The organism is Corynebacterium sp. ES2715-CONJ3, from assembly GCF_024814365.1.
Classification (GTDB): domain Bacteria; phylum Actinomycetota; class Actinomycetes; order Mycobacteriales; family Mycobacteriaceae; genus Corynebacterium.
On sequence record NZ_JANUXS010000004.1, the window covers coordinates 15155 to 38415 of the forward strand.

At 53.5% G+C, this 23261-nt stretch carries 16 protein-coding genes; 3 read left to right on the forward strand and 13 right to left on the reverse strand.

All coding sequences use genetic code 11. The annotated features are described in order from the left end of the window. Positions 1–41 precede the first annotated feature (41 nt). Entirely contained in the window at positions 42–683 is a 642-nt protein-coding gene (locus NXT00_RS05665) for an FABP family protein (protein WP_259158389.1), read from the forward strand. On the opposite strand, the gene NXT00_RS05670 is transcribed toward NXT00_RS05665, so the two are convergent. Beyond that, positions 680–1549, reverse strand: a complete 870-nt coding sequence (locus NXT00_RS05670; protein WP_259158390.1) for an aminodeoxychorismate lyase — start codon at positions 1547–1549, stop codon at positions 680–682. The genes NXT00_RS05665 and NXT00_RS05670 overlap by 4 nt on opposite strands. A 32-nt stretch (positions 1550–1581) precedes the next feature. On the opposite strand from NXT00_RS05670, the gene NXT00_RS05675 reads away from it, so the two are divergent. Both NXT00_RS05675 and NXT00_RS05680 read left to right on the forward strand, forming a co-directional pair. Next, a complete protein-coding gene (locus NXT00_RS05675) occupies positions 1582–2595 on the forward strand; it encodes a folate-binding protein YgfZ (RefSeq protein WP_259158391.1) in 1014 nt (337 codons plus the stop codon). 136 nt (positions 2596–2731) lie between these two features. Beyond that, positions 2732–2908 carry a DUF3073 domain-containing protein gene (locus tag NXT00_RS05680; protein ID WP_259078958.1) on the forward strand — a complete coding sequence of 59 codons (177 nt, stop codon included), beginning with the start codon at positions 2732–2734 and terminating at the stop codon, positions 2906–2908. Between the two features lie 54 nt (positions 2909–2962). On the opposite strand, the gene purM is transcribed toward NXT00_RS05680, so the two are convergent. The 12 genes from purM to purD all read right to left on the reverse strand — a co-directional run bounded on the left by purM (position 2963) and on the right by purD (position 23245). Continuing rightward, positions 2963–4009, reverse strand: coding sequence for a phosphoribosylformylglycinamidine cyclo-ligase (gene purM, locus NXT00_RS05685; protein ID WP_259158392.1), 1047 nt, complete (start codon positions 4007–4009; stop codon positions 2963–2965). After that, the gene (gene purF / locus NXT00_RS05690; RefSeq protein WP_259078954.1) at positions 4009–5496 is read right to left on the reverse strand and encodes an amidophosphoribosyltransferase; all 1488 of its coding nucleotides are present in this window, start codon (positions 5494–5496) and stop codon (positions 4009–4011) included. The genes purM and purF overlap by 1 nt, the downstream gene beginning before the upstream one ends. Positions 5497–5553: 57 nt before the next feature. After that, positions 5554–5928 (reverse strand): sterol carrier family protein, encoded by a 375-nt coding sequence (locus tag NXT00_RS05695; protein ID WP_259078952.1) that lies wholly within the window; start codon positions 5926–5928, stop codon positions 5554–5556. 2 nt (positions 5929–5930) lie between these two features. Next, complete coding sequence (locus NXT00_RS05700) at positions 5931–6602, reverse strand: hemolysin III family protein (RefSeq protein WP_259078946.1); 672 nt, start codon at positions 6600–6602, stop codon at positions 5931–5933. A 100-nt stretch (positions 6603–6702) separates the two neighbouring features. After that, positions 6703–8994 (reverse strand): phosphoribosylformylglycinamidine synthase subunit PurL, encoded by a 2292-nt coding sequence (gene purL / locus NXT00_RS05705; protein ID WP_259158394.1) that lies wholly within the window; start codon positions 8992–8994, stop codon positions 6703–6705. Between the two features lie 19 nt (positions 8995–9013). Further along, a complete protein-coding gene (gene purQ, locus NXT00_RS05710) occupies positions 9014–9685 on the reverse strand; it encodes a phosphoribosylformylglycinamidine synthase subunit PurQ (protein WP_259078939.1) in 672 nt (223 codons plus the stop codon). Continuing rightward, positions 9685–9939, reverse strand: a complete 255-nt coding sequence (purS, locus tag NXT00_RS05715; RefSeq protein ID WP_259158396.1) for a phosphoribosylformylglycinamidine synthase subunit PurS — start codon at positions 9937–9939, stop codon at positions 9685–9687. The genes purQ and purS overlap by 1 nt, the downstream gene beginning before the upstream one ends. Positions 9940–10549: 610 nt before the next feature. After that, the gene (locus NXT00_RS05720; RefSeq protein ID WP_259158398.1) at positions 10550–12658 is read right to left on the reverse strand and encodes a S9 family peptidase; all 2109 of its coding nucleotides are present in this window, start codon (positions 12656–12658) and stop codon (positions 10550–10552) included. 40 nt (positions 12659–12698) lie between these two features. Continuing rightward, the gene (locus NXT00_RS05725) at positions 12699–13592 is read right to left on the reverse strand and encodes a phosphoribosylaminoimidazolesuccinocarboxamide synthase (RefSeq protein WP_259078931.1); all 894 of its coding nucleotides are present in this window, start codon (positions 13590–13592) and stop codon (positions 12699–12701) included. Between the two features lie 344 nt (positions 13593–13936). Further along, positions 13937–15367, reverse strand: coding sequence for an adenylosuccinate lyase (gene purB, locus NXT00_RS05730; protein WP_259078929.1), 1431 nt, complete (start codon positions 15365–15367; stop codon positions 13937–13939). A 178-nt stretch (positions 15368–15545) separates the two neighbouring features. Then, the gene (locus NXT00_RS05735; protein ID WP_259158400.1) at positions 15546–21611 is read right to left on the reverse strand and encodes a collagen binding domain-containing protein; all 6066 of its coding nucleotides are present in this window, start codon (positions 21609–21611) and stop codon (positions 15546–15548) included. A 362-nt stretch (positions 21612–21973) separates the two neighbouring features. Then, positions 21974–23245: a phosphoribosylamine--glycine ligase gene (gene purD / locus NXT00_RS05740; protein ID WP_259078913.1), complete on the reverse strand. Its 1272-nt coding sequence runs from the start codon at positions 23243–23245 to the stop codon at positions 21974–21976. Positions 23246–23261 lie beyond the last annotated feature (16 nt).

A 23261-nucleotide genomic window follows, 5' to 3' on the forward strand; every position in this document is an offset into this window, starting at 1 on the left:
CACAATAGTCTTCAGCACCCGATTTGGTAGGCTAATGCCTTATGAATAACCCAGATCAATCTGCATCTATGTCTCTGTCTGGATCCGAGGCGGTCGATCGCGCCGCCGAGCAGTGGAAAGATTGCGCCCACCGCAATATTCCAGGACTTGGGGATCTTCCTATCCCAGACGATACCGCCAACCTCCGCGAAGGCCCCAGCCTTAACGATGGATTGCTCGCACTGCTGCCACTGGTCGGGGTATGGCGTGGCACTGGGAAGGGCATCGACGAGACTGGAACTCATTTTGAATTCGGCCAGCAGCTCGTCTTCTCCCATGATGGCGAGAATTATCTCGGGGTTGAATCTAAGATGTGGAAAACCGATGACATGGGCGAATCTTTGGGGATTTTCGCTCGTGAATCTGGATTTTGGCGCATTAATCTTCAAGACGAAATTGAAGTAATTCTCACTCATAGTCTCGGCGCCGTGGAGATATTCTATGGTGAGCCCCTCAATGAGCGAGCCTGGCAGATCGAATCCGCTTCCACGATGGTAACCGCCACGGGGCCGGGAAAAATGGGGCCTGGAAAACGCCTCTATGGACTTATGCCCAATAACAATCTGGGTTGGGTAGATGAGCGCCATGTCAATGGTGAGCTCACCCCTCGTATGTCCGCGGAACTAGCCCGCGTCATCGGCTAACGCCGCGTGGCTTTCTCGATGAGTTTGCGCACCTCGGCCTCGTTGTCGGGGGCTGCAAGCTCATCACCGTTGAGCGAGCGAATGCGCGCTCCGCGGCGGACTGAACTGATGAGCCACACGCTATCAGCCTTATAGAGATCGTCGAGGGTGATCTCGCGCTCCCCGCAGCGCCACCCTTTTTCTGTCGCGTATTCAAAAAGCGCCTGTTGGGTAGTGCCAGGCAGAACATTGGGGTTAGAGCTTGGGGTGCGAATCTTATTTCCGCGCACTGTTATTAGATTGCTCGTGGCACCCTCCAGCACGATATCCCCATCTGTATACAGCACATCGTCGTAGCCATAAGCCCTAGCCCACCGTAGCGCCGCCATAGTTGCGGCATAACTGAGTGTTTTTGCTCCACCGGCTAGCCACGGGGCATTCTCAGGATTGGTGATCACAAAACCTCGCGGAGTGGTCAGCACTGCCACACCCTGCTCGCGCTGCATAATGACCTGCTCAGAAACTGGGTTGACGGTCAGCCATGCACTCGGGATCCCCGTGCTCGCGCGCCCCCGGCTGAGGGTCCAAGTAATAGTGCCTTCGACCTCCGTGCCCCATAATTCGGCGGCCTCTTCGGTTGCTCGACGCCAATCTTTTTCAATCGGATGGGGCAAGTCAAGGAGTTCTGCCGAGCGGGTGAAGCGACTAAAATGCCGATCGAAATTGCGCGGTTTTCCTTTACGCAGCAGCACTGTTTCAAAGATGCCATCGCCGCGGGTGACGGCGGCATCATCGGCGTAAATAAAGGGGAGATTGATATTATGGTTGCGGATCGAACCTCCGAAGGGTTCGATCGCGAGCATCAATGGAGCGGGAATTGTTGCCATGAATGTCACTTTAATCGCTACCATGGGTTTATATGAGTCTTTCTTCCCCTCTACTTTCCCTCCCTGGCGCCCAAGAGTTGCCCGATGCCCATCCAAGCTGGGCGCACGTTGCCTGGCATTACGGAGATCCGCTGTCTGAGCAGCGCTATTTGGAATCTCAAGCCTTCGTCGATCGCTGGCAGCGCGGGGTCGTAGAAGTTGCGGGGCCTGATGCGAATGAATTTCTCAATAATTTATTATCCCAAGAATTTCTCAACCCCACCCCCGATACCTACCTTAGTGCGCTCGATCTTTCCGCCCAGGGCCGCATTATCAACCAGATGGATGTGCTCTATCACGGGGGTGTTTTCTACCTCGATTCCGCGCTCGCCGAACAGCTCTACGACTATTTACACTCCATGATCTTTTGGTCTCAGGTAGAGGTCACCATGAGTGACAAGAAAGTACTTTCCGTCTTCGGCGGTTATGCTGGCGCGCATCCGCACCGCCAAGGACCATTCGGGCGCACCGATGTGCTTATCGACTCCGCCCTTTACCGCGACGTGGTCGACGAGGAGCTGCGTGGCCGGGGCTACCAGCCTGTTGGACTCATGGCCTATGAGGCGTGGCGGGTGCGCCACGTCATGCCCGACGTCGCCCAGGACCTCGATGCAACATCCATTCCCCATGAGTCTCCTCACCTCATTGAATATGCCGTTCACCTCAACAAAGGCTGCTATCGAGGGCAGGAAACTGTCGCTCGGGTGGAGAATCTAGGCCGAAGCCCTCGAGTCATTGTCATGGTTCACCTCGATGGTTCGGCACCCGAGCTACCCGCCCCAGGTATGGATATTGCAGGCAGCAGGCGCACGGTGGGCCGAATCGGTACTGTTGTGCACGATTGCGACTATGGTCCCATTGCTTTAGCTGCGATCAAGCGTTCGGCTTTAGATGGTCCCCTCAGGGCTGGCGAGTGCGCATTGTCAGTTGATCCAGATAGCATTCCGCCAGAAAATAACGACCAGGCGGGCAGGCGCGCAATCGAGCGCTTACGCAACCCTTTTTAAGCAGGTCGGGGGCTTAGCGGGACAAAGCGCGATAAAAAGGCTATTCTATGTGAATAGGACACACGTTTTTTTAAAGCCAATGGAGCTCTCCCCACCCCGGGGATTCTTGCTCCGCTTATACCAAGGGGGTCATGCCATGGGTCGCGGTCGCGCGAAGGCAAAGCAGACCAAGGTTGCACGTCAGTTAAAATACAGCACTCCAGAAATGGATCTGGATTCTCTCCAGCGGGAGCTGGCGCGAAAGCGGGAAGAGCGCAGAAATAACGGGGACTACTCCGATTATCCTGATGATCCCGAGTGGACCGAGAGATAGACTAAAAAACCCTCAGCGCTCCCTTTCTAGCATAAAGGGAGCGCTGAGGGTTTTTTAGCGCTCGCCACTTAAGATAACGTGGCGATCATCATCGGCAGGGCGGATCTGTCCGAGCACCCATGCATCAATGTGACGGGCTGCGAGAATTGCGAGAGCGCGGTCAAGATCTTCTGGCGCCACCACGGCCACCATTCCTACGCCCATATTGAAGGTTTTCTCCATCTCAGCGACCGACACCTTACCCACTCGTTGGATGAGGCGGAAGATGGGGCCAGGAGTCCAGGTGGCGCGACTTAATTCAGCGACGAGGCCGTGCGGGATGACCCTCTCGAGGTTAGCTGCTAGGCCCCCTCCAGTGACATGGCAGAAGGTGCGGATCTCACATTCGTCAATAAGCGCGAGGCAGTCTTTGGCATAAATACGGGTGGGCTCTAATAGCTCCTCGCCTAAGGTGCGATCGAGTTCCTCAACGAAACCGTCAAGCGGTAGCCCGGCTTTATCGAGCAAGACGTGACGCGCGAGCGAGTAGCCATTGGAATGCAGCCCCGAGGCTGCCATTGCTATCACCTGATCGCCGGCGCGCACGCGATCTGGCCCCAACAGATCGCGGGCTTCAACGACCCCAACTGCGGTCGCCGAGACATCATATTCCCCAGGTTCCATCAACCCGGGATGCTCGGCGGTTTCACCACCTAGAAGAGCACAACCAGCCTGCACGCAGCCCTCCGCGATCCCCTCAACAATTTGGGCCACATGCTCCGGCACTACTTGGCCAACGGCAATATAGTCTTGTAAAAAGAGCGGCTCTGCTCCACAGACGACGAGGTCATCGACGCACATAGCCACAAGATCAATACCGATCGTATTGTGGATATCGAGAGCTTGAGCAATAGCTACCTTGGTTCCTACTCCATCTGAGCCGGCCGCTAAGATAGGCTCCTCATATTTTCCTAAAGCAAAAAGCCCCGCAAAACCGCCAAGGCCGCCGCGCACTTCGGGGCGCGTGGCCCGCTTGGCCAGCGGGGCGAAAAGCTCAACGGCTTGATCTCCTGCCTCGATGCTGACTCCCGCTGCTGCGTAGGACATATTATCGTCGCTCATTATTCTCCTCTATCTTCGGTGCCACCACACGAACCCCGTTTAATGGCAGATACTAATTCAGCATTAATATTTCCCTTGGGCAAACCCAAAGAATAGTTCCCATCGAAGCAGGCTATACATAGATCCTGCGACGGCTGATGCGTCGCCGCCACCATCCCCTCCTGGGAAACAAAACCCAGAGAATCTGCCCCTATAGCCTGACAGACGCTAGTGACCATTTCGTCAACACCGGATACCACATTGGCGATTAATTCCCCGGGGCTCGCGAAGTCAATGCCATAGAAACAGGGCCATTTCACCGGCGGTGACGCGATACGCACATGCACCTCGCTCGCGCCTGCCTCGCGGAGCATGCGAATGAGGGCACGCTGGGTATTCCCGCGCACGATTGAATCATCCACCACGATTAGTCGCTTGCCTTCGAGAACCTCACGGAGAGGGTTCAATTTGAGTCGAATTCCTAGCTGGCGCAGAGTTTGGGAGGGCTGAATGAACGTTCGGCCCACATAGGCGTTTTTAACGAGGCCCTGACCAAAGGGGATGCCAGAGGCTTGGGCATAACCCACGGCAGCTGGTACCCCCGATTCTGGAACAGGAATCACTAGATCCCCATCAGCGGGCCATTCTTTAGCCAGTCTTCGCCCGATCTCAAGGCGTGCGGCATTCACGGAGCGGCCATTGATCACTGAGTCAGGGCGAGCTAGGTACACGTACTCAAAGACACAGGACTTTCTCTCCCCCTGGGCAAAGCGCTCGGAGTGAATTCCACTGGCGTCAATGGCTAGCAGTTCTCCGGGCTCGATATCGCGAACAAACGACGCACCCACGATATCGAGCGCACACGTTTCAGAGGCCACGACCCAACCGGCATCCAACCGCCCTAAACACAGCGGCCTAACCCCCTGCGGATCGCGGGCGGCATAGAGCGTTGTGCCATCGGTGAAGGTTAAACAAAAAGCACCCTTGAGCCTAGGCAAAAGGGTGCGTGCAGATTCCAGAAGGCTGGTGCGCTGGGAAATACTATGCGCTAATAAACCCGTGATGACATCGGAGTCGGAGGGTTGCGTCGCCTTATCAACCAACCTCATCGCGTGGGCTTGATCGAGCAGGTCTAGGTAGTTGACGATATTGCCGTTGTGCGCCAGTGCGATATCGGTGCCATCGGGGGCAACCCGAAACATGGGCTGAGAATTTGCCCACGTCACCCCGCCTGCGGTGGAATAACGGGTATGCCCGATGGCCACATCACCGTGGAGGGACTCTAAGGTTTGTTCATCGAAAATCTGCGAGACGAGTCCGAGATCTTTGAATACTACTACTTGTTGGCCATCGCCGACCGCAATGCCCGCGGCTTCTTGGCCGCGATGTTGTAGGGCAAAAAGCCCGAAATACGTGAGTTTTGATACTTCTTCGCCTGGGGCCCAGACTCCGAATACCCCACACTCTTCGCGAGGTGCGGATTCTGATAAATCATCATAAGCGCTCATAGGCGTCTTTTTATCTGCCACTTAGACAATGGTAGCCGATGCAGACGCCTTGCACGGTCACCTAGCAGAAACTTTCACAATGGGTAGGTACCCACTGATTTCTTGTGCCCGTGTGCCTGAGGCGGAAATCCTCGGATTATCTGCGAATTCTTCTAAACCGCACGCCAATCTTAACCACGTCTTGGGGTCCATTTCTACAATATTTGGTGGTGTGCCACGGGTATGGGCAGGGCCTGGGATGCACTGGATAGCAGCAAAGGGCGGCACCCTCACTTCCACCGATGCCCCGGGGGCGATGGTCTCAAGCGTATACAGTGTGGCACGGCAGGCTGCTGCTAGCGCGGCTCGTGGCGGCTGTTGGTCAGTGGCTTCGATAATCCACGAGTAAATAGCCATGACGGCCTCACGAGGAGGTGGGAGTTTTCTTGCCATCTCTAGGCCACCAAGATCCACACGGCAATCAGGTGCAAGGTAGCGGCGATTACGGTTGCAAGATGAAAATGCTCGTGATAGCCGAAAAGTTTTGCCTTCCTACCGGGCCACTTAAGCGCATAGAAGAGCGCACCTAAGGTATATACCACTCCCCCTGCGGCGAGGAGCCATATGACCGTGGGGCCGGCAAAATCTAAAATCGCCGGAATGATTGGGACAGCCGCCCAGCCTAGTCCGAGATACACTACCACGTCGAATACCTTGTAGTGCGGAATAAAAGTCAGCAGCACACTGATGAGCGCCGCTGCCCAAATTCCATAAAGCATCCAGTGCCCGGGCAGCGTAATGACGACAACGGGGGTATAGGTCGCGGCGATAAATAAGGCGATCGTTGCATGATCGGCGGTCTGCCAGTAACTCACCGCCCGAGCGCTGCGCCACGGACCTCGATGGTATGCGGCCGAAATTCCGAATAAAGCGACGACCCCAACCGAATAAATTGTGACGGCTAGGCCAATCGGCCATGGGTGGTTGATCCATGTATAAGTGGTGAGAACGGTAACAGCAATACTGAAGGCATACGCGGCATAAAAATGATAGAGGCCACGCGCGGCGGGACGATCCCCGCGGTCTAATCGCCATGTAGTGATGGGCACCAGATTATCGGCCGACATGAGTCCTGCTTTCTTCTTTTAAACTACCTCCTTCGATTAAAGCCGCCACCACGGCATAAAAACAAGGCACCGGCAGAAAAAACCGGTGCCTTATCTTTAATTAGGCTACAACCGAGTTAGCCCCAACTGCGTGGCCGAAAAGCCGTGGCAGTGTGTCAGACCACGCCTCTTTAAGCTCAGCAACAGGGATGGAGAATTCCACATCATGCTGGCGAATATTAAGAGAACCGCACCCGCAAGTATGACCAATCTTCACGCAAGGAATGCCTAATTCACTCGCCCGCTGTTCCACGTCCTCACCCCGCGAGGTAGCGACCACTACGCGCGACGCCGATTCCGAGAATAGCGCCGTGAATAGATCCAACTCCACAGCACTTAAATCAATATTAAGACACTTTGGGGAGTGAATGGCTAGTTCGGCGAGGCTGGTGCCCAATCCGCCTTCCGAAAGATCATGCGCGGCAGTAACAAGGGAAGTATCGGCGAAGAACTCTACCAATTTTTCCTCATTTCGCAGATCAATATGAGGGGGAAGTCCATTAAGGCCCGCACCTGAAAGCTGCTGCCATATCGAGCCACCGAATTCATCGAAAGTTTCCCCCAACAGATAGATCTCTTCCACCTGATCAGTAGGGCCTAAACGGTTGGGGATAGAGTGCTCGACATTGTCAATCACTCCTAAAACACCCACGACGGGGGTAGGCAGGATGGCTTCCGAGCCGGTTTGGTTATAGAAGGAGACGTTGCCGCCGGAAACGGGAACTCCCAGCTCCTGAGCACCATCGGCTAGGCCATGCACTGCCTCTCGGAATTGCCACATAACTTCGGGATCCTCGGGCGAACCGAAATTTAGGCAGTTTGTGACTGCTACCGGTCGAGCACCAGTAACTGCGACGTTGCGATACGCTTCAGCGAGAGCAAGGCGAGCACCTGTATTCGGGTCAAGCTTGGTATAACGCCCAGAGGCGTCAGTAGAGATAGCCACACCGCGCTTTGTTGCTTCGTCAATGCGCAGCACTCCAGCATTGGAGTGCTGGGCCTGCACGGTATTGCCGCGCACATAGCGATCATACTGTTCAGTGATAAAAGCTCTCGAACACAAAGCCGGCGAGGCGATCATATCCAGCAAAACCTGGCGAATCTCGGCAGCCTCGCTCGGCTTTTTCACCCCGGTGAAGCGCTGGATATCGTCCTGGTCGGCGGGGCGGGAGAAGGGCCGCTCATAGACCGGGCCTTCGTGGGCGATCGTATGAGCTGGTGCGTCCACCACCACCTCGCCGCGATGACGGATGATGAGGTGTTCGCCATCTGTCACCTCACCGATCTCGGCACAGGTGACATCCCAGTGAGCACAGATCTCGCGGAAGCGCTCCACATCCTCGGGACGCACCACGGCACACATACGCTCCTGAGACTCCGAGCACAGAATCTCGGCGGCAAGCATATTGGCCGCCCGTAGCGGCACTGCATCGAGGTTGATCTCCATTCCACCATCTCCGGCGGCCGCTAGCTCTGAGGTCGCGCAGGACAACCCCGCACCGCCAAGATCCTGGATGCCCACAACCACACCTGCCCGGTATAGGTCGAGGCAGCATTCGATCAGCACCTTCTCTGCGAAGGGGTCCCCCACCTGAACGGCCGGCAATTTCCGCTCAGCCCCCTCCTCAAAGGTATCGGAGGCTAAAACTGAGACACCTCCAATGCCGTCGAGCCCGGTGCGCGAGCCAAAGAGCATCACTTTATTGCCTAAGCCCGAGGCGAAGGCAAGTTTTAATTCATCTACCTTGAGAGTACCCACGCACAGGGCATTGACTAAAGGATTGCCAGCATAGGATTCATCGAAGACGGTTTCTCCACCAATATTGGGTAAACCCAAACAGTTGCCATAATGGGAAATACCGTCCACTACACCTGGTAGCACCCGCGAGGTATCAGGGGCATCGGCGGGGCCGAAGCGAAGCTGATCCATCACTGCAATGGGGCGCGCTCCCATGGCCATAATATCGCGGACGATACCTCCAACCCCCGTCGCTGCACCCTGATGCGGCTCCACATAGGAGGGGTGATTATGAGATTCGACGCGGAAAGTCACGGCGTTACCATCACCGATATCAACCACACCGGCGTTCTCCCCGATGCCGGCGAGAATCTTCTCGCTCATTTGTTTCGTGGTGGTTTCCCCGAAGTAGCGCAGGTGCACCTTTGATGATTTATACGAGCAGTGCTCCGACCACATCACCGAATACATTGCTAATTCGGCATCGGTGGGGCGCCGCCCCAGAATCTCTTTGATTCGGGCGTACTCATCATCTTTGAGACCCAGCGAGGCGTAGGGCTGCTCGAGATCTGGGGTGGAAAGGGCATGGTCCACGGTGTCATTAAAAGTAGTCATGAAATTCTCCTCAATATTCTTAAGCACCAATGGATCCAACAGCGGAGAGGAATAATTCCAATCCGTCGACCGAGGGGCCTGTTAACGTTTCGATGGCGTGCTCTGGGTGAGGCATCAACCCCACCACGCGCCCATTGGCACTCGTGATACCGGCAATGGCATTGATGGAGCCGTTGAAGTTATCGGTATAGCGGAAGACAACTCGGCCCTCTCCTTCGAGCATGTCTACGGTGTCCTGTGACGCTTGGAAGCGACCTTCGCCGTGCTTAGCAGGGACGAGGATGCGGGAGCCTTCGGAGAGTGTATTCGTCCACGCAGTATCTGCACGCACGACCTCGAGGTAGGTATCAACGCAATGGAAATGCAATCCTTGGTTTCTCGTCAGTGCGCCAGGGAGGAGGTGAGCCTCGGTGAGGATTTGGAATCCATTGCAAATTCCCAGCACAGGCATGCCCTTAGCAGCCTGTTCGATGACTGATTGCATCACAGGCGCCAATGCCGAGATCGCTCCACTACGCAGGTAGTCTCCATAAGAAAAGCCTCCAGGCACAACCACCGCATCGACTCCCTTGAGATCGTGGTCTGCGTGCCAGAGGCTTATGGCTTCTGCGCCGGCATATCTCACCGCGCGTGCTGCATCGACATCGTCGAGTGTGCCAGGAAAAGTAATAACTCCGATCTTCGCGCTCATTACTGGGCTGCTCCCGTGGCTGCTTCGAAAACGATATCGAATTCTTCGATCACAGTATTGGCCAGCAAGGTTTCGGCCATATGCTCAAGCTCTTCAGTACTAATATTCTCGTCTACCTCAATTTCGAAGCGCTTGCCTTGTCGCACATCTGTGATTCCCTTTATGTTCAGGCGTCCTAGCGCTCGAACAACGGCTTGGCCCTGGGGATCGAGAATCTCCGCTTTGGGCATAACATTTACTACTACACGGGCCACCTTGCACGCTCCTTGGCTATCGGCGTTCAGTACTATTTTCCAAGGTGTGCCAGAGCGCACACCACGGGTGAAACTTTACCCTGTGCGCTGGAAGTATGAGCCATTTTTTCCCAAAGATCCTCACGCCCCCTATTCACCATGTCACAAGCGAACGAAGAAAACTCTTCCAGTGGCGATCTTGGGAGATGAGTTGGCTACCGCAGCGAGGGTAAAACGGATACCTGTTCACCCCACCGCGAATGAGCTATTAACAAACTTTTAGCCAACCACAACCCAACCACAATCAAACCCAGTTTCTGTCATTTTTATGACCAGCTTGAAAAATATGCGGATTCTGGAAGATCTGGGCATTATAGGCAGCGTGGGATAACGCACTTTCTATATCCAGATAAGACCTACAAACTGGGCCTCTACCCACAATTACGCTCACCTCGTGGTGGGCCACCTCGTTGCCAGCATCAGTATGGAGAATATCAGCCTCGTCATTAACTCCCCATATGGTGCCAAAGCCCTTTTTCGCGCCCTTGATCAGAACCTTCTGAAGGAACGGTCAGTACCGACGATTGAGCAAAAAAGTACCCGCACTCTTAATGAGTACGGGTACGTTCAACTATTTTTCGAGGCCGGTGGCCTGATTAATAAGCCAAGCGTATTCGAAGGCGGATTGCCGCCATGATTCATAGCGGCCGGAGACGCCTCCGTGGCCGGCCACCATCTCAGTTTTCAACAAGAAGGTGCCACCGGTCGCGGTCTCGCGCAGCCGGGCGATCCATTTCGCAGGCTCCACGTAAAACACTCGGGTGTCGTTAAGTGAGGTGGTAGCTAGAATATTGGGGTATTTTTGGGGCGCGATATTCTCATATGGCGCATAGGAAGCCATATATTCATAGACTTCTTGGCTCTCCAAGGGATTACCCCACTCTTCCCACTCTCCCACCGTTAAAGGTAGCTCCGGCTTCAACATGGAGGTCAGGGGATCAACAAATGGCACATCGGCCTCTATGGCGCAAAAGCGATCGGGAGCCATATTTGCCACAGCGCCCATGAGAAGGCCGCCAGCGGAACCACCATTAGCTACCAGCATCTCTGGCTGAGTAATACCCTGTTCAATGAGGGCATCGGCTACCGCAATGAAGTCCGTAAAAGTATTCATCTTGTGCAGGATTTTGCCGGTGTTATACCACTCGCGACCCATTTCACCACCGCCACGGATATGGGCGACCGCGAAAATCATGCCTCGATCGAGCAGTGATAGGCGGAGCACGCTAAAGCCGGGCTCCATGCTCGCCTCATACGAGCCGTATCCGTAAAGCAAGGTGGGGTTTGGGCGGCTGATATCCATATCGGCACGGTGGACAATGGAAACGGGAATGGCAACTCCATCTGCAGCTTCGACCCACATCCGCTTGGAAATATAGTTGCTGCGATCATAGCCGCCCTCGATCTCCTGTTCTTTCAAGAGAGTGAAGTTTCTACTTGCTACGTGGTAGTCGAAAAGCCTAGAAGGGGTGGTAAAGGAGGTATAGCTCACCCGCACGACGGGAGCCTCCCATTGAGGATTACCTCCGATGCCGACGGAGTAGAGTTCTTCATCAAAGGTGAGCTCTCGAAGTTCACCAAAACTAGTGTCACTGATCTCCATAACCCCGGCGCGTCCTATACCACCTGAGCGGTAGCCCACAAAGAGGAAATCGCGGTAGCAATCCACCCCATCGATGCGAGCGCTATCATTATGAGCGATCAATTCCCTGGCTGTGCCGAAGTCTAGGGGTTGGCCGACTGGACTATACGCTAGGGAGAAATTGGGGCCGAAAGCATTGTGCGTGACCACCCACATATCGTCACCAGCTACGACGGCGTGGTCAACTTCGTATTCGATATCGGCTTCGCGGGGTCGAATGCATACAAATCCCCCCTCGGGTTCGTGGGTATCGAGGTACCAGGTCTCAGAGCTAGTACGCGAGCTCACTCCGATAATGAGATATTTTTCGCTGCGCACTGAGCCAATACCGACACTAAAACGTTCGTCATCCTCGTAAAATACGCGAACGTCTTCGTCTACAGGGCTTCCGATCTTGTGGCGCCAGATGGAATCTGCACGCCACGCCTCATCCACGCGGGTATAGAAGATATACTCCTCGCCAATCCAGGTAGCGCCATAGTGAATGTCACTCAGAGTATCCTCGAGCAGCGTCCCAGTTTTTAAATCTTTAATGCGCAGCGTAAAGCGCTCGTCTCCCTGGGTGTCGGTGGAGTATGCAAGGTAGCGGCCACTCTTGGTGATGCTGGTGGCACCGAGAGCAAAAAACTCCTGTCCGTCTGCGAGCTCATTCAGGTCCAGCAAGACTTCCTCGCCTGGCACCTCTCCGGTATCTGGAATCACGGGTGGCGTCCAGGTGTCGGCACCGGGGGTTACGCGGACTCGGCAGGAAATGCCGTAACTTTTTCCTTCTTCGGTGCGCGAATAATACCAATGTTCACCCATGCGCTGGGGCACCGACATATCGGTTTCTTTCACTCGCGCCTTGAGCTCGGAAAAGATAGCTTCGCTCAAGGGAGTCAGATGCTCGGTGTGCTGTGCAGTATAAGCGTTTTCAGCCTCGAGATAGCTAATGGTCTCAGGATCTTCTTTTGCCCGCAGCCATTCATAGTTATCAACAAAATCGATTCCATGAACAGTGCGGACTATGGGTTTTTTCTTAGCAACAGGGGCATTCATAGCCCACATAGTACTGCCCTGAGAGCTGGAGATGAATTTATCAGGCGCTCTCGCCCAACCACTCGCTAAACTTCCGGCCCGTAATCCGCTCAAAGGCCTCGACGTAGCGTTCCCGCGTTGCCTCTATAACCGAGCCGGGCAAGGATGGCGGAGCCTGGTTGGAGTCGGTGGACCACCCCGATTTAGGCCCGGTGAGCCAATTGCGCACAAATTGCTTATCAAAACTAGGCTGCGCTTGACCCTCTTGGTAGGTGCTGGCTGGCCAATAGCGAGAAGAATCAGGGGTGAGTACTTCGTCGGCCAGCACTACGTTGCCATCGGCATCGAGACCGAATTCAAATTTAGTATCGGCGAGAATAAGTCCCTTTTCCAAGGCTAATTCCGCGGCACGTTGATAGATCGATATTGAGGCGTCGCGCAGTTCTGTGGCGCGCTCAATGCCCAAACGAGCTACCACGCGATCGAAGGACACATTTTCGTCGTGGTCGCCCTTTTCCGCCTTCGTCGCTGGGGTGAAGATGGGTTCCGGCAGGTGGGAGGCCTCGACAAGCCCTGCAGGCAATTCAACGTCACATATTGAACCGGCATTCTTATATTCGCTTAAGCCCGAGCCGGTGAGATACCCGCGCACAATACATTCAAAGGGAAGCATCTCAAGTTTGCGACATATCATAGCCCGACCCAGAACATCTTCAGGGATTCTCTCATCATCGATAGCTCCCACCACGTGATTGGGGAAGTCAATATTGTCGAAGAAGTACATGCTCATCGCTGTGAGCACCCGGCCCTTATCAGGGATCTCCGAGTCCAAGACGTGGTCATAAGCGGAGATACGATCAGAGGCGACAAGCAATAAGGTCGCCTCATCGATCTCGTAGATTTCACGTACTTTACCTGCGGAAAGGTGCTTATACTGAGAAAGTTCAGGGCGCATGTAGATTGAGTTTAGACCCTTTCGAGCGCCGCTGCTAGTTAACCTGGAAAGATTCAGATTATCTTATACTCAAGCTATCCCTTGGTATCCTAAGCGATCCCGCCAATGGCCTCGTATCCATTAAAACCGGGGATGTGTCATTCTTAAAATCTCACCATAGGCCTAGTGCAACACCGCAATAGTAGCGCGAGGCCTGGCATCGTAAAGATCCCAAATGCTTGATTCAGCCAGCTACATAATTCTGTAACCGCACCGGTGAAACTAGATGGTCAATAGATATAAAAAGCATAGGAGGTACACCCTATTTTATTTCTAGGGGCACCTCCCTGCAGCTAGTGTGCGGCCTATAGGATTTCTGCTGGTTGGTATTGCCGCGAATCCGGGTATCGCGCAACGAGCTCATTCACCCGCGCTATCACCCGAGCTGTTTGCGATTGCGACGCTCCTATGAAGGCATGACGGTCAGCTAGAGCCTCCTCTAAGGCTTTGACATCGAGAGGGAAACGCGGATCCTTCGCTAAGCGTTGCACGAGGTCCTGTTCGCCTCCGTGTTCTCTCATATTGAGAGCTACAGCCACGGCGTGCTCCTTGATGAGCTCGTGTGCTTCCTCTCTACCAAAGCCAGTTTTCACCGCTGCCATGAGGATCCGAGTGGTGGCTAGGAAAGGAAGGTAGCGTTCAAGTTCTCGATCGAGCATCGCTGGAAAGGCTCCGAACTCTTCGAGGATTGTTAAGAAGGTTTCGAACATCCCGTCGAGAGCGAAGAATGCGTCAGGGAGTGCAACCCTTCGCACTACAGAGCAGAACACATCTCCCTCGTTCCACTGCTGGCCCGATAAGTCCGCGACCATGGTGAGATATCCGCGAAGGATCACCTGAAGTCCGCATACTCTCTCACATGAGCGGGCGTTCATCTTGTGGGGCATCGCAGAGGAGCCTACTTGTCCCTCCTTGAAACCCTCGGTTACGGTCTCGTTGCCAGCCATTAACCTAATGGTATGGGCAAAGGACGAAGGTCCAGCCCCTAGATGCACCAGCGTAGAGACGGCGTCGAAGTCGAGGGAGCGAGGGTAGACCTGACCGACCGAGTCGCACGTGCGCGAGAAGCCCAAATAATCGGCGATGGTGATCTCAAGAGAGGTAAGTTTGGCCTCGTCGCCTCCCACCAGGTCGAGCATATCTTGCGCCGTTCCCATGGGGCCTTTTATGCCCCGTAAAGGATAGGTATCTAGGAAATTCTCGGCTCGCTCAATGGCAATCAGCATTTCCTCCGCTGCGGTTGCAAACCGTTTTCCGAGAGTGGTGGCTTGAGCAGCGACGTTGTGGGAGCGTCCAGCCATAACAAGACCAGCATATTGTTCTGCCCGCTGGGCCAAACGGTGGGCAACAGCCACCGCCTTAGACAGCACAATTTCGAAGGAGCGATAGACCTGTAGCTGTTCGACATTCTCGGTGAGATCTCGGGAAGTCATCCCTTTATGAATATGCTCATATCCCGCTAGAGCATTAAATTCCTCGATCCGCGCTTTGACATCATGGCGTGTTTTCCGCTCACGGGCTGCGATCGACTCAAGATCAACGTTGTCAAGGACACCCTCGTAGGCGGCAATTGCCACTGCTGGGATATCTACGCCCAGGTCGCGTTGGGCTTGCATCACGGTGATCCACAGCTGTCGCTCCATGATGATTTTTGCCTCAGGGCTCCACAGATCAACCAGCTCTGCGGAAGCATATCGGTTGGATAGGACGTTTACAATATTTGTTTTTTCAGCCACCCCATCATGATATTAGATCGTCGATAGGGATGTACGACGAAACCTAAAAGTCACCAAATAAGCACAATTAGTATGTGGTAATGGCACAATACAGAAACCCAGAAGGCCTCCGCTTAATGAAGCGGAGGCCTTCTATCTATCGGAACAGGAGAACAAAATTTTAGCTACTGATTCTCTCCTAGTTTCGACGACGGCGTGCTACCAGTAGGGCACTTGCCCCTAAGAGAAGGAGCACGAGTGCAATACCGAGGAGCCAGAACACAGAGGCGCCAGTCTGAGCCAAGGCGGACATCCCTCCCTTGCTTTCACCATTTTTATCACCTGGGTGGGTTTTCTCAATGCCCTTCTTAGTATCCTTGTCGATACCCTTACCTGGCGTTCCCGGCTCCGCTGGGGGATTGGGTTTGCCAGGTATCCCTGGAATAAACGGCAAGAACGGAATCAGCGGTGTTGTTCCCGGCTCGCTTGGCACTCTGTCATTGGCGATATCGCCGAGATCAACATTCTTAGCTTCAGTGCCGATCGTTATCGGAACGGAATTGTTTGCTAGGACGAAGCCACTCGGCGCCTTTACCTCAACGAGCTCGTAGTCACCTGGCTTGACGGCGGTAAACGAAATCAACCCTTGTGAATCGGAGGTCGCTTCAGCGATCACCGAGGCCCCTTGGCGTAATTCGAATTCCGCCCCCTCAAGTGGCTTCTTGGTATCAGCGGCGATCTTCCTCGCTGTCACCATTGTTGGATCGTTCTGTACCGGATCTAGCTCGATAGGGTCACCCTTTTCAGAAATCGTCACCGTGATGGCCTCTGCAGATGCGCGCCATCCAGCAGGTGGGGCGATTTCCTTGATCGTGTACTCACCGTATGGAATGGCCTCGAAGATTACTTCTCCAGCGTCATTGGAGACGGCGGTTCGGATGAGCTCGCCCTTTGCATCATGGATTCCGAATTCGGCACCAGCTAGTGGTGCGCCATTCGTCGAGTCAACCTTCATGAACTTAATTGACCGAGTGATTTGTTCGTTCGCAATATTGCCCAGATCCACAACCTGGCCATGCTCAACTATAGAGAAGGTGTACTTCTCTTGAGACGTTAACCAGCCTTCAGGGGCCTTGGTCTCACGCAACTCATAGTCACCATAAGGAAGCTCAGCGAATTCGATATTGCCATCGTTATCACTTGTGGACTTATCGATAACATCATCGATAACCACACCATCCTCGATCTTGCGTAGCTCGAACTCAGCTCCGCTCAAAACGCGGTTCTGATCAACTGCATCGACCTTTTTGGCTCTGAAGCCTCCGCGAATGAGGTCATTGACAATTTTCCCGTTGACGCCCAGTTTCACTATTTCGCCCTGTTCGGTGATGCTCACTGGCCAAGCATTCCTTTCCTCTTCTGGAAGAAGGTAGCCAATGGCGGGTGTGATTTCCTTGACTAGGTAGTCACCGTAGAGCAAATTATTGAAGGAAACTTCACCTCGTTCGTTGCTCCGTTGAGTATCCACAGGTTGATCTTCGCGAATACCGTCTTGGTCCTTCTTGTAAATACCGAAGGTCGCACCAGAAATTACCTTCTCAGTTTCGGCCTCTACCTTGGTGAAGGAAGCAGATCCGCGAATCTGGTTGTTGGTGAGTTCGCCGTAATCTATTGGATCTCCAACCTCAGTCACATTGACCACCAACGGTTCTTTCAGAGGTTCGTACCCTTCCAATGGCTCCTTTTCAACCAGAAGGTAAGTTCCGAATAGTACGTCCGGGAAGGTAATTTTTCCGTCAGCTTGCGAGGTGGCGGTATAGGACGGTTGCTTTTCATAATTCTCACGCGATGTGTTGCTTTCAGCGCCGTCCAGATTTTTGTACAGTTCGAAGACGACTCCCTCTAGCGGTACCCCTGAATCAGACACCTTAGTGGCGGTGATAGTACGGGTGATTGGGTTGTTTACAATATCGCCGACTTCGTATTCGAGTCTTTCCGAGTTGATTTCTACTGCCTCGTGAACAATATTCGGATCTGGAATCCTGTAGCCAAGAGGAGCGCGAGTTTCGAGGAGCTGATATTCTCCCCACTCCACGTTGTCGAATGTGGCGACTCCCTCGGCATTGGTCACCGCAGTCTGTGCGGGGTCAGCATAGGATCCATCCTCAAGCTTCTTGGCGAGCTTAAATACAGCTCCCTTCAGCGGATTCGCAGGCGATGCGTTGTCGACCTTGCGCACGGTCACGGTACCAGGAAGCCGGTCATTGCTGACCTCTTTAATGATCGGATCAATCGTATTATCGAGTCCAACGATCACTTCAGTATTGTCGAGTTTCTTATATCCACGTGGAGCTTCAACTTCTTCCAACGCGTAGGTGCCAACGAGGACATCCTTGAAGATGAGCTTACCATTAGCGTCGGTGCGGCCATTCACTTGAGGGTAGCTCTTGTGAACTAGATTAAACTCCACGCCTTCAAGTAGAGCTCTTGAGGTCGCGTCAGTTTTGATTATCTTCACGTCACGTCTCGCGGCCAAACCAGCATTGCGAACCGCCGTACGTGATTGAGGATTCAGACTAAATTCTGCCGTCGCTCCCTCGAGATTGACGTCACTGCAGGTCTTTTCTTTTGCAGTAAGGCAAACATCTTGAGCATCTTGAGTCCAATACTGTGCAGGGTCGCCCTTCTCGAAGACGATATACCGACCGTCACCTCGGTTAAAGATGTCGTGCGAGTACTCACCCTGTTCGTTCGTCGAGCCCTCGATGCGCTGACCGTTAGGATCAAGTGCGTCTTCTCCGTTCGCTTCTTTCAAAACCCAACGAAGGTTGGCAACGCCCGGTTCGCCGTCATCTTGGACTCCGTTAGCGTTCACATCGTTGAATACCTTGCCGGACACTATATATTTCAGTGCTTCCACATAGACTTGGTTTGCTTCAACATAGTTATTCCCAGCGCCCGAGAGTGCCACCGACATGACAGCGCGATCGCCGTAGTTGAGAGCCTTAGTTGCTTCACTGAAGGGGATCGTCACTGGAAGGTTGAAGTACACCCTCTCGTTACTCGCGATCACTTGGCCAGCCTTCAGGACGGCCTTGACGGCGGTAACCTTTGCCCATTCATCGGGTCCAATATCTTCGGCCATCTTCCAGACAGCAACGTCCTGGCCACCTGGATACCCACCGATGGGCTGCCGTGGGTTTTGAGGCTGTTCTGTCATTGTGTAGTAGATATCGAACATATCGATGGCTGGATTCTTAGTACCGTCGGGGGCGATCTTCTCTACCGTGGTTACAGGCCCAGTTAGAGGAGTACGGAAAGCGGAGTGATCTCCGGTAGTTTTGTTGCCGTTCTCATCCCTAGACTCCCAGGTCCGGTCGAGGTACTCCCCCTTTTCGTTAGCAACAATCGTGTAGTCTTCTTCACCGGGCAGAAGCGCCAGGATGGACACCGTTTGGGCAGGGATTAGGGTGTTATTAGTCAGACTCATCTGGTAGGTAAATGTACTGCCGATTTCGTGAGCAGTTTCTAACACCAAATTCTCTGAAGGACTAGCGACTTCAACTTTACTACTAATCTCCAGAGGTGCAGCGAGAGCGATAACACGTTGTGCTGTAGCAAAGCTTTCATCCGTATTGCCGTCCTTGTCGAGATCGAGGGTATCGACGTAGGGCGTTCCTCCGTCCCTAGGGGTTGCGGCTTTAATTTCATCGGCATTGTCCCATACAGAATAAGTCTGTACCGTGTTGGGTCCAAAATTGGCATTTTTGGTCGTATCCACCGTGAGATAGATATCGATATTAGCGTTCGAGCTTCCTAGTGCGGGCGCTTCGTAATCGATGTCACCGAATGCGTAGACCAGAGCCGTTAAGCCTGTATTCTTGTAATTGGGGATAACCTGTGGTTCTGCAGGAGATTTATCTACCTTGCCCGATCCCGCAGCGTGGATTCCTAGGGTATTCACGTAATCCACCCCAGGAGGTAGAAGCACAATCTGACGAAGATTCCTTACCGTATTTTTAGTTACACCCCAGTTTCCAACCGCTTGGACTCTCACGTTTAGAGCCGCGACGCGGTCGCAGTTAGCAGGGGTCAATTTATCAAGACCAGCACACTCGGATAGGGCGGTACGGGTATCTGTGGGATTAAAGGCCCCGTAGGCCTCTCTAAGTTCCCACCCGTCTTTGGAGAAGAATTCTCTATCAAGAGTGGTGCTAATCGAAGTCTTCAGACGTGGTCGATGACCCTTCACAAGGATAGGATTATTACCAGTTCCATCAAACTTAGTTTCATCAAATTTCACACCATCGACGCGTTCGTGCCGCACGTCAGCTGTTGCGCGATTGGAATACGACTTTGATAGTTCTGCGATTTGTTCAGCTGGAGTTTGAGCAAGCTCCTGCTTCCACCACGCCAGCTCCGCATCTGTTGGGTAAGCCCAAACGTTGAATGGAAGCCCGATATTATCTAGCTCCAAGGGCGGATCGAATACAAGCTTAAGCTCTTTATACTCTCGGTCGGTGTCATTGATGGCAACAAAATCCCCTGGCATGAGATCCGCTGCCAGCTCGATGCGAGAATCGTCATCGCGAACTCCATATAGTTTGACTTTTGAATCTCGAATTCGCTGATAGATTTCGCTCTTGCTAAAGGTCGAGCTATTGCTTAAGAATTTGCTGTTGAACTGGAACTTTTGGTAATAAAGACCCGGATCAAGGTCCCTGTCCGTCACCTCATAAAGGAAATCGTGAATACCACCGGTTCTATCGTCGTAGCCTGAACCGTTATTCGATTGATTGACGTTAATACGCCACTTCATACCGCCAAGAGATGCTAGGAGCTTCGGGTCTCGTGTCTTGCCCTTCTGAGAATCGTCCAGGCTGATTGGTCGGTAGTATCGCGGCGGGCGGCTGCCATACTTATAAGAAAGTGCCTCACCGTCCGTGACCCAATCGGTGTACTGCGGTAAACCGACCTGGTACTCGTCTGAGAGTGCGTACATACGCACTTTGTCGACCTTTACCACGCTCCCCCTCTGGAAGGGTACGACTTCTTCTTTGAAGGCCGTTCCGACCGAGGTTTCCTCTGCATAGACTTCCTCTTTAGTTCCCTTGTCGACCCAACTCTTTAGGAAAATGGGGAAGATCTTCTTCGAGCCGTCAGGGTTTACAATGTCGGCATCGTAGCGGAGAGTTAGTGGAATGCCGTCAGACCAGTAGGCTGAAATACTTTTGTTTCTCGCGTAAGGAAGGGAATAGGTGAGCGTACGAGCTACTGGATCCCAAACCCAGTAGTTCTCGGTTTTATCAACTTTCGCACCCTCGGGAACAGTAACTTGGTAGGTTACAGTCTTGCCGTCATAAAGGCCTTTACCACTTGGCGCACCAGAGGGGCGAACTTGATTAATTCTCACCTTATATCTAAAGGTTTTATCCTTTGGCGCACGATCGGTTTTGGTTTCGCTTTTGAATTTATAAATTCCAACCTGTGGATCATTGATAGGTTTTTTTTCGGTGAAACCTCCATCGAGCAAAATGCGACTTTTGTACTGAGAAATCGACTGTGCGGTGAACGTGATGTTTTCCGTACGGCTTGGTAATTCATCGGAACTAAACGTCGCCTGCGGAGTGACCTCTACGCCACTGGGGGTGAGTCTATTCTTAAAGGCAAAAGCGAGTGGGAACTGGAAAATCTGTCCACTCTTCAGCTTTTTGAACGTATATTCAACATAGAAAGCATCGTCATTTTCGCCGATTTCCGAGGAGTCTGCTGACTCGAGACGAGCAAAGTCTGGTTTCTCATTGTACACTACCGAACCGTCAGAACTGCGGGTCTTTGGTACGGTGATCGTTACTTTCGCATTATTTAACTCAACATCTGCACCTGAGACCGCGAGCGTAACTATGGGATCAATGCGCTCACCAGACCAGTAGTCGAGTCTATCGTCGGTACTATTAACGAGCCCTTCCTTGGTCCTGATATCAAAGCGCACCAGACTCTTATCATCTGGAGCGGCCACTGATATCGGAGCATCGTTATTTTCTATTATCGGCGCAGTCGCGTCGGATGCTTCCGCCGGAGCGGGTTGATCGTCAGGGACTGCGCTGGGGGTCGTAACTATGTCATCGGGAGCCACCGATGTTGTGGCTCTATCATCTTGGGCCCACGCAGGAATCGCCATCTGGGCAGAGGTTAGCCCGAGGATTACTGCGAGGACCATGAGCGCTCGTGTGATGAGCGATCTGGTCTCTGCAAACTTAAACATGTGATGATATTAACAGTTATCACAAATAAGGGTTGGGCCATTTAATTTTTTCTGGAAAAGGGTGCCCCCGAAGCCACAGATCACCGATTCTGGGGCGTTCAAGCCGCTGGCAGACGGTGACGTATGCCAGCAGATCTCGCGGAGAAGAAGCAAGTTGAGCTTTGATACACATATGTGCCAGGTTATAGAAACCTGCGATTTGCCTTAACTTAAGCCAAATTTTAGCTCACTGCTCCGAAGGCACTGGGCTTATCATTTCAACCATCAACTGACCAGGTGACCTCACGATTATGTCCAGCATGATTCGCTTATGCGAAGAGAATCACGCCTTCCCCCCCAGCGGCGCTAAGTAATGTCGAGATCTACGGAATCTTAATTTTTCCCTCTATCGCGGCCGTAGCTATATCGCGACGGTAGTGCGAACCATCAAGGGAGACAGTTCTCAAGATTTCATAGGCCTCCCGCTGCGCTTCAGCTAGAGTGTCTCCGGTTGCCACAACATTAATCACCCGTCCCCCCGCAGCTACCGTCTCTCCCGCTGCATTTAGAGCGGTACCAGCGTGCAAGATATGCGGATGATCGACACCGCTCACCACTCCACCAAGCTGTGGGGCAGTCGGATAACCTGGGGCCGCGAGCACGACCGTCAGAGCCGCGCCGTCATCCCACTCCAAGGCGGGGTGCTGGGCCAATTTCTCCGTGGCTACTGCATGCAGCAGCGTTCCGAGAGGGGTCTTTAATAAAGCCAGCACCGCCTGGGTCTCGGGATCGCCGAAACGACAGTTAAATTCCACTACGGCTGGACCCTCCGCACCCCAGGCGATCCCAGCGTAGAGCAGACCTGAATAGCTGCAACCACGGGCCACCATTTCCTTAGCTACCGGTATGCACACCTCATCGACAATGCGCTGCACCCCGTCATCGGGTAGCCACGGTAGGGGACAATACGCGCCCATGCCGCCGGTATTGGGGCCTGTATCCCCCTCCCCCACACGCTTATGATCTTGGGCAGGTAGGAGGGGAATAACAGTCTCGCCATCAACGAGACAAAAGAGGGTAACCTCCGGCCCATCCAGGAAGGATTCCAATAGTACTGGGTTTCCAGCACCTAAAACGGTGTGCACATGATCAAGGGCCGCCGTGCGATCATCGGTGACAACCACACCCTTGCCGCCAGCTAGTCCATCATCTTTAACAACGAAATGTGGGCCGAATCTATTCAACGCCGCATCTATGTCGGCATCCGTCGAGCCTGGGGAGAGCTGCTCCGCGCGTGCGGTTCGCACACCGGCTTTGGCCATTACATCCTTGGCAAAGGCTTTTGATCCCTCAATGTGAGCGGCTTGCTGATTAGGGCCAAAGACCGCAAATCCTTGAGCACGAAGCGCATCCGCAACACCAGCGACAAGGGGTATCTCGGGCCCAATCACAACCAAATCCGCAGCAACTTCCTGTGCCGCTTGAAGCATCTGTGACGGAGAATCAACCTGCGAGAATTCGGGGTGGATCTCAGCTACTGGAGCCATTCCCACATTCCCGGGAGCCACATGGATCGTCGTGACAGCTGGATCGTGGGATAAAGCTAGAACAAGGGCGTGCTCGCGGGCGCCCGACCCGATAACTAGAATGCGCATGGGCATTAGTTTAGCC

Coding starts and splice junctions, on each gene's coding strand:
- NXT00_RS05665 (WP_259158389.1), top strand. CDS start 42: ATGAATAACCCAGATCAATCTGCATCTATGTCTCTGTCTGGATCCGAG.
- NXT00_RS05670 (WP_259158390.1), bottom strand. CDS start 1,549: ATGGCAACAATTCCCGCTCCATTGATGCTCGCGATCGAACCCTTCGGA.
- NXT00_RS05675 (WP_259158391.1), top strand. CDS start 1,582: ATGAGTCTTTCTTCCCCTCTACTTTCCCTCCCTGGCGCCCAAGAGTTG.
- NXT00_RS05680 (WP_259078958.1), top strand. CDS start 2,732: ATGGGTCGCGGTCGCGCGAAGGCAAAGCAGACCAAGGTTGCACGTCAG.
- purM (WP_259158392.1), bottom strand. CDS start 4,009: ATGAGCGACGATAATATGTCCTACGCAGCAGCGGGAGTCAGCATCGAG.
- purF (WP_259078954.1), bottom strand. CDS start 5,496: ATGAGCGCTTATGATGATTTATCAGAATCCGCACCTCGCGAAGAGTGT.
- NXT00_RS05695 (WP_259078952.1), bottom strand. CDS start 5,928: ATGGCAAGAAAACTCCCACCTCCTCGTGAGGCCGTCATGGCTATTTAC.
- NXT00_RS05700 (WP_259078946.1), bottom strand. CDS start 6,602: ATGTCGGCCGATAATCTGGTGCCCATCACTACATGGCGATTAGACCGC.
- purL (WP_259158394.1), bottom strand. CDS start 8,994: ATGACTACTTTTAATGACACCGTGGACCATGCCCTTTCCACCCCAGAT.
- purQ (WP_259078939.1), bottom strand. CDS start 9,685: ATGAGCGCGAAGATCGGAGTTATTACTTTTCCTGGCACACTCGACGAT.
- NXT00_RS05720 (WP_259158398.1), bottom strand. CDS start 12,658: ATGAATGCCCCTGTTGCTAAGAAAAAACCCATAGTCCGCACTGTTCAT.
- NXT00_RS05725 (WP_259078931.1), bottom strand. CDS start 13,592: ATGCGCCCTGAACTTTCTCAGTATAAGCACCTTTCCGCAGGTAAAGTA.
- NXT00_RS05735 (WP_259158400.1), bottom strand. CDS start 21,611: ATGTTTAAGTTTGCAGAGACCAGATCGCTCATCACACGAGCGCTCATG.
- purD (WP_259078913.1), bottom strand. CDS start 23,245: ATGCGCATTCTAGTTATCGGGTCGGGCGCCCGCGAGCACGCCCTTGTT.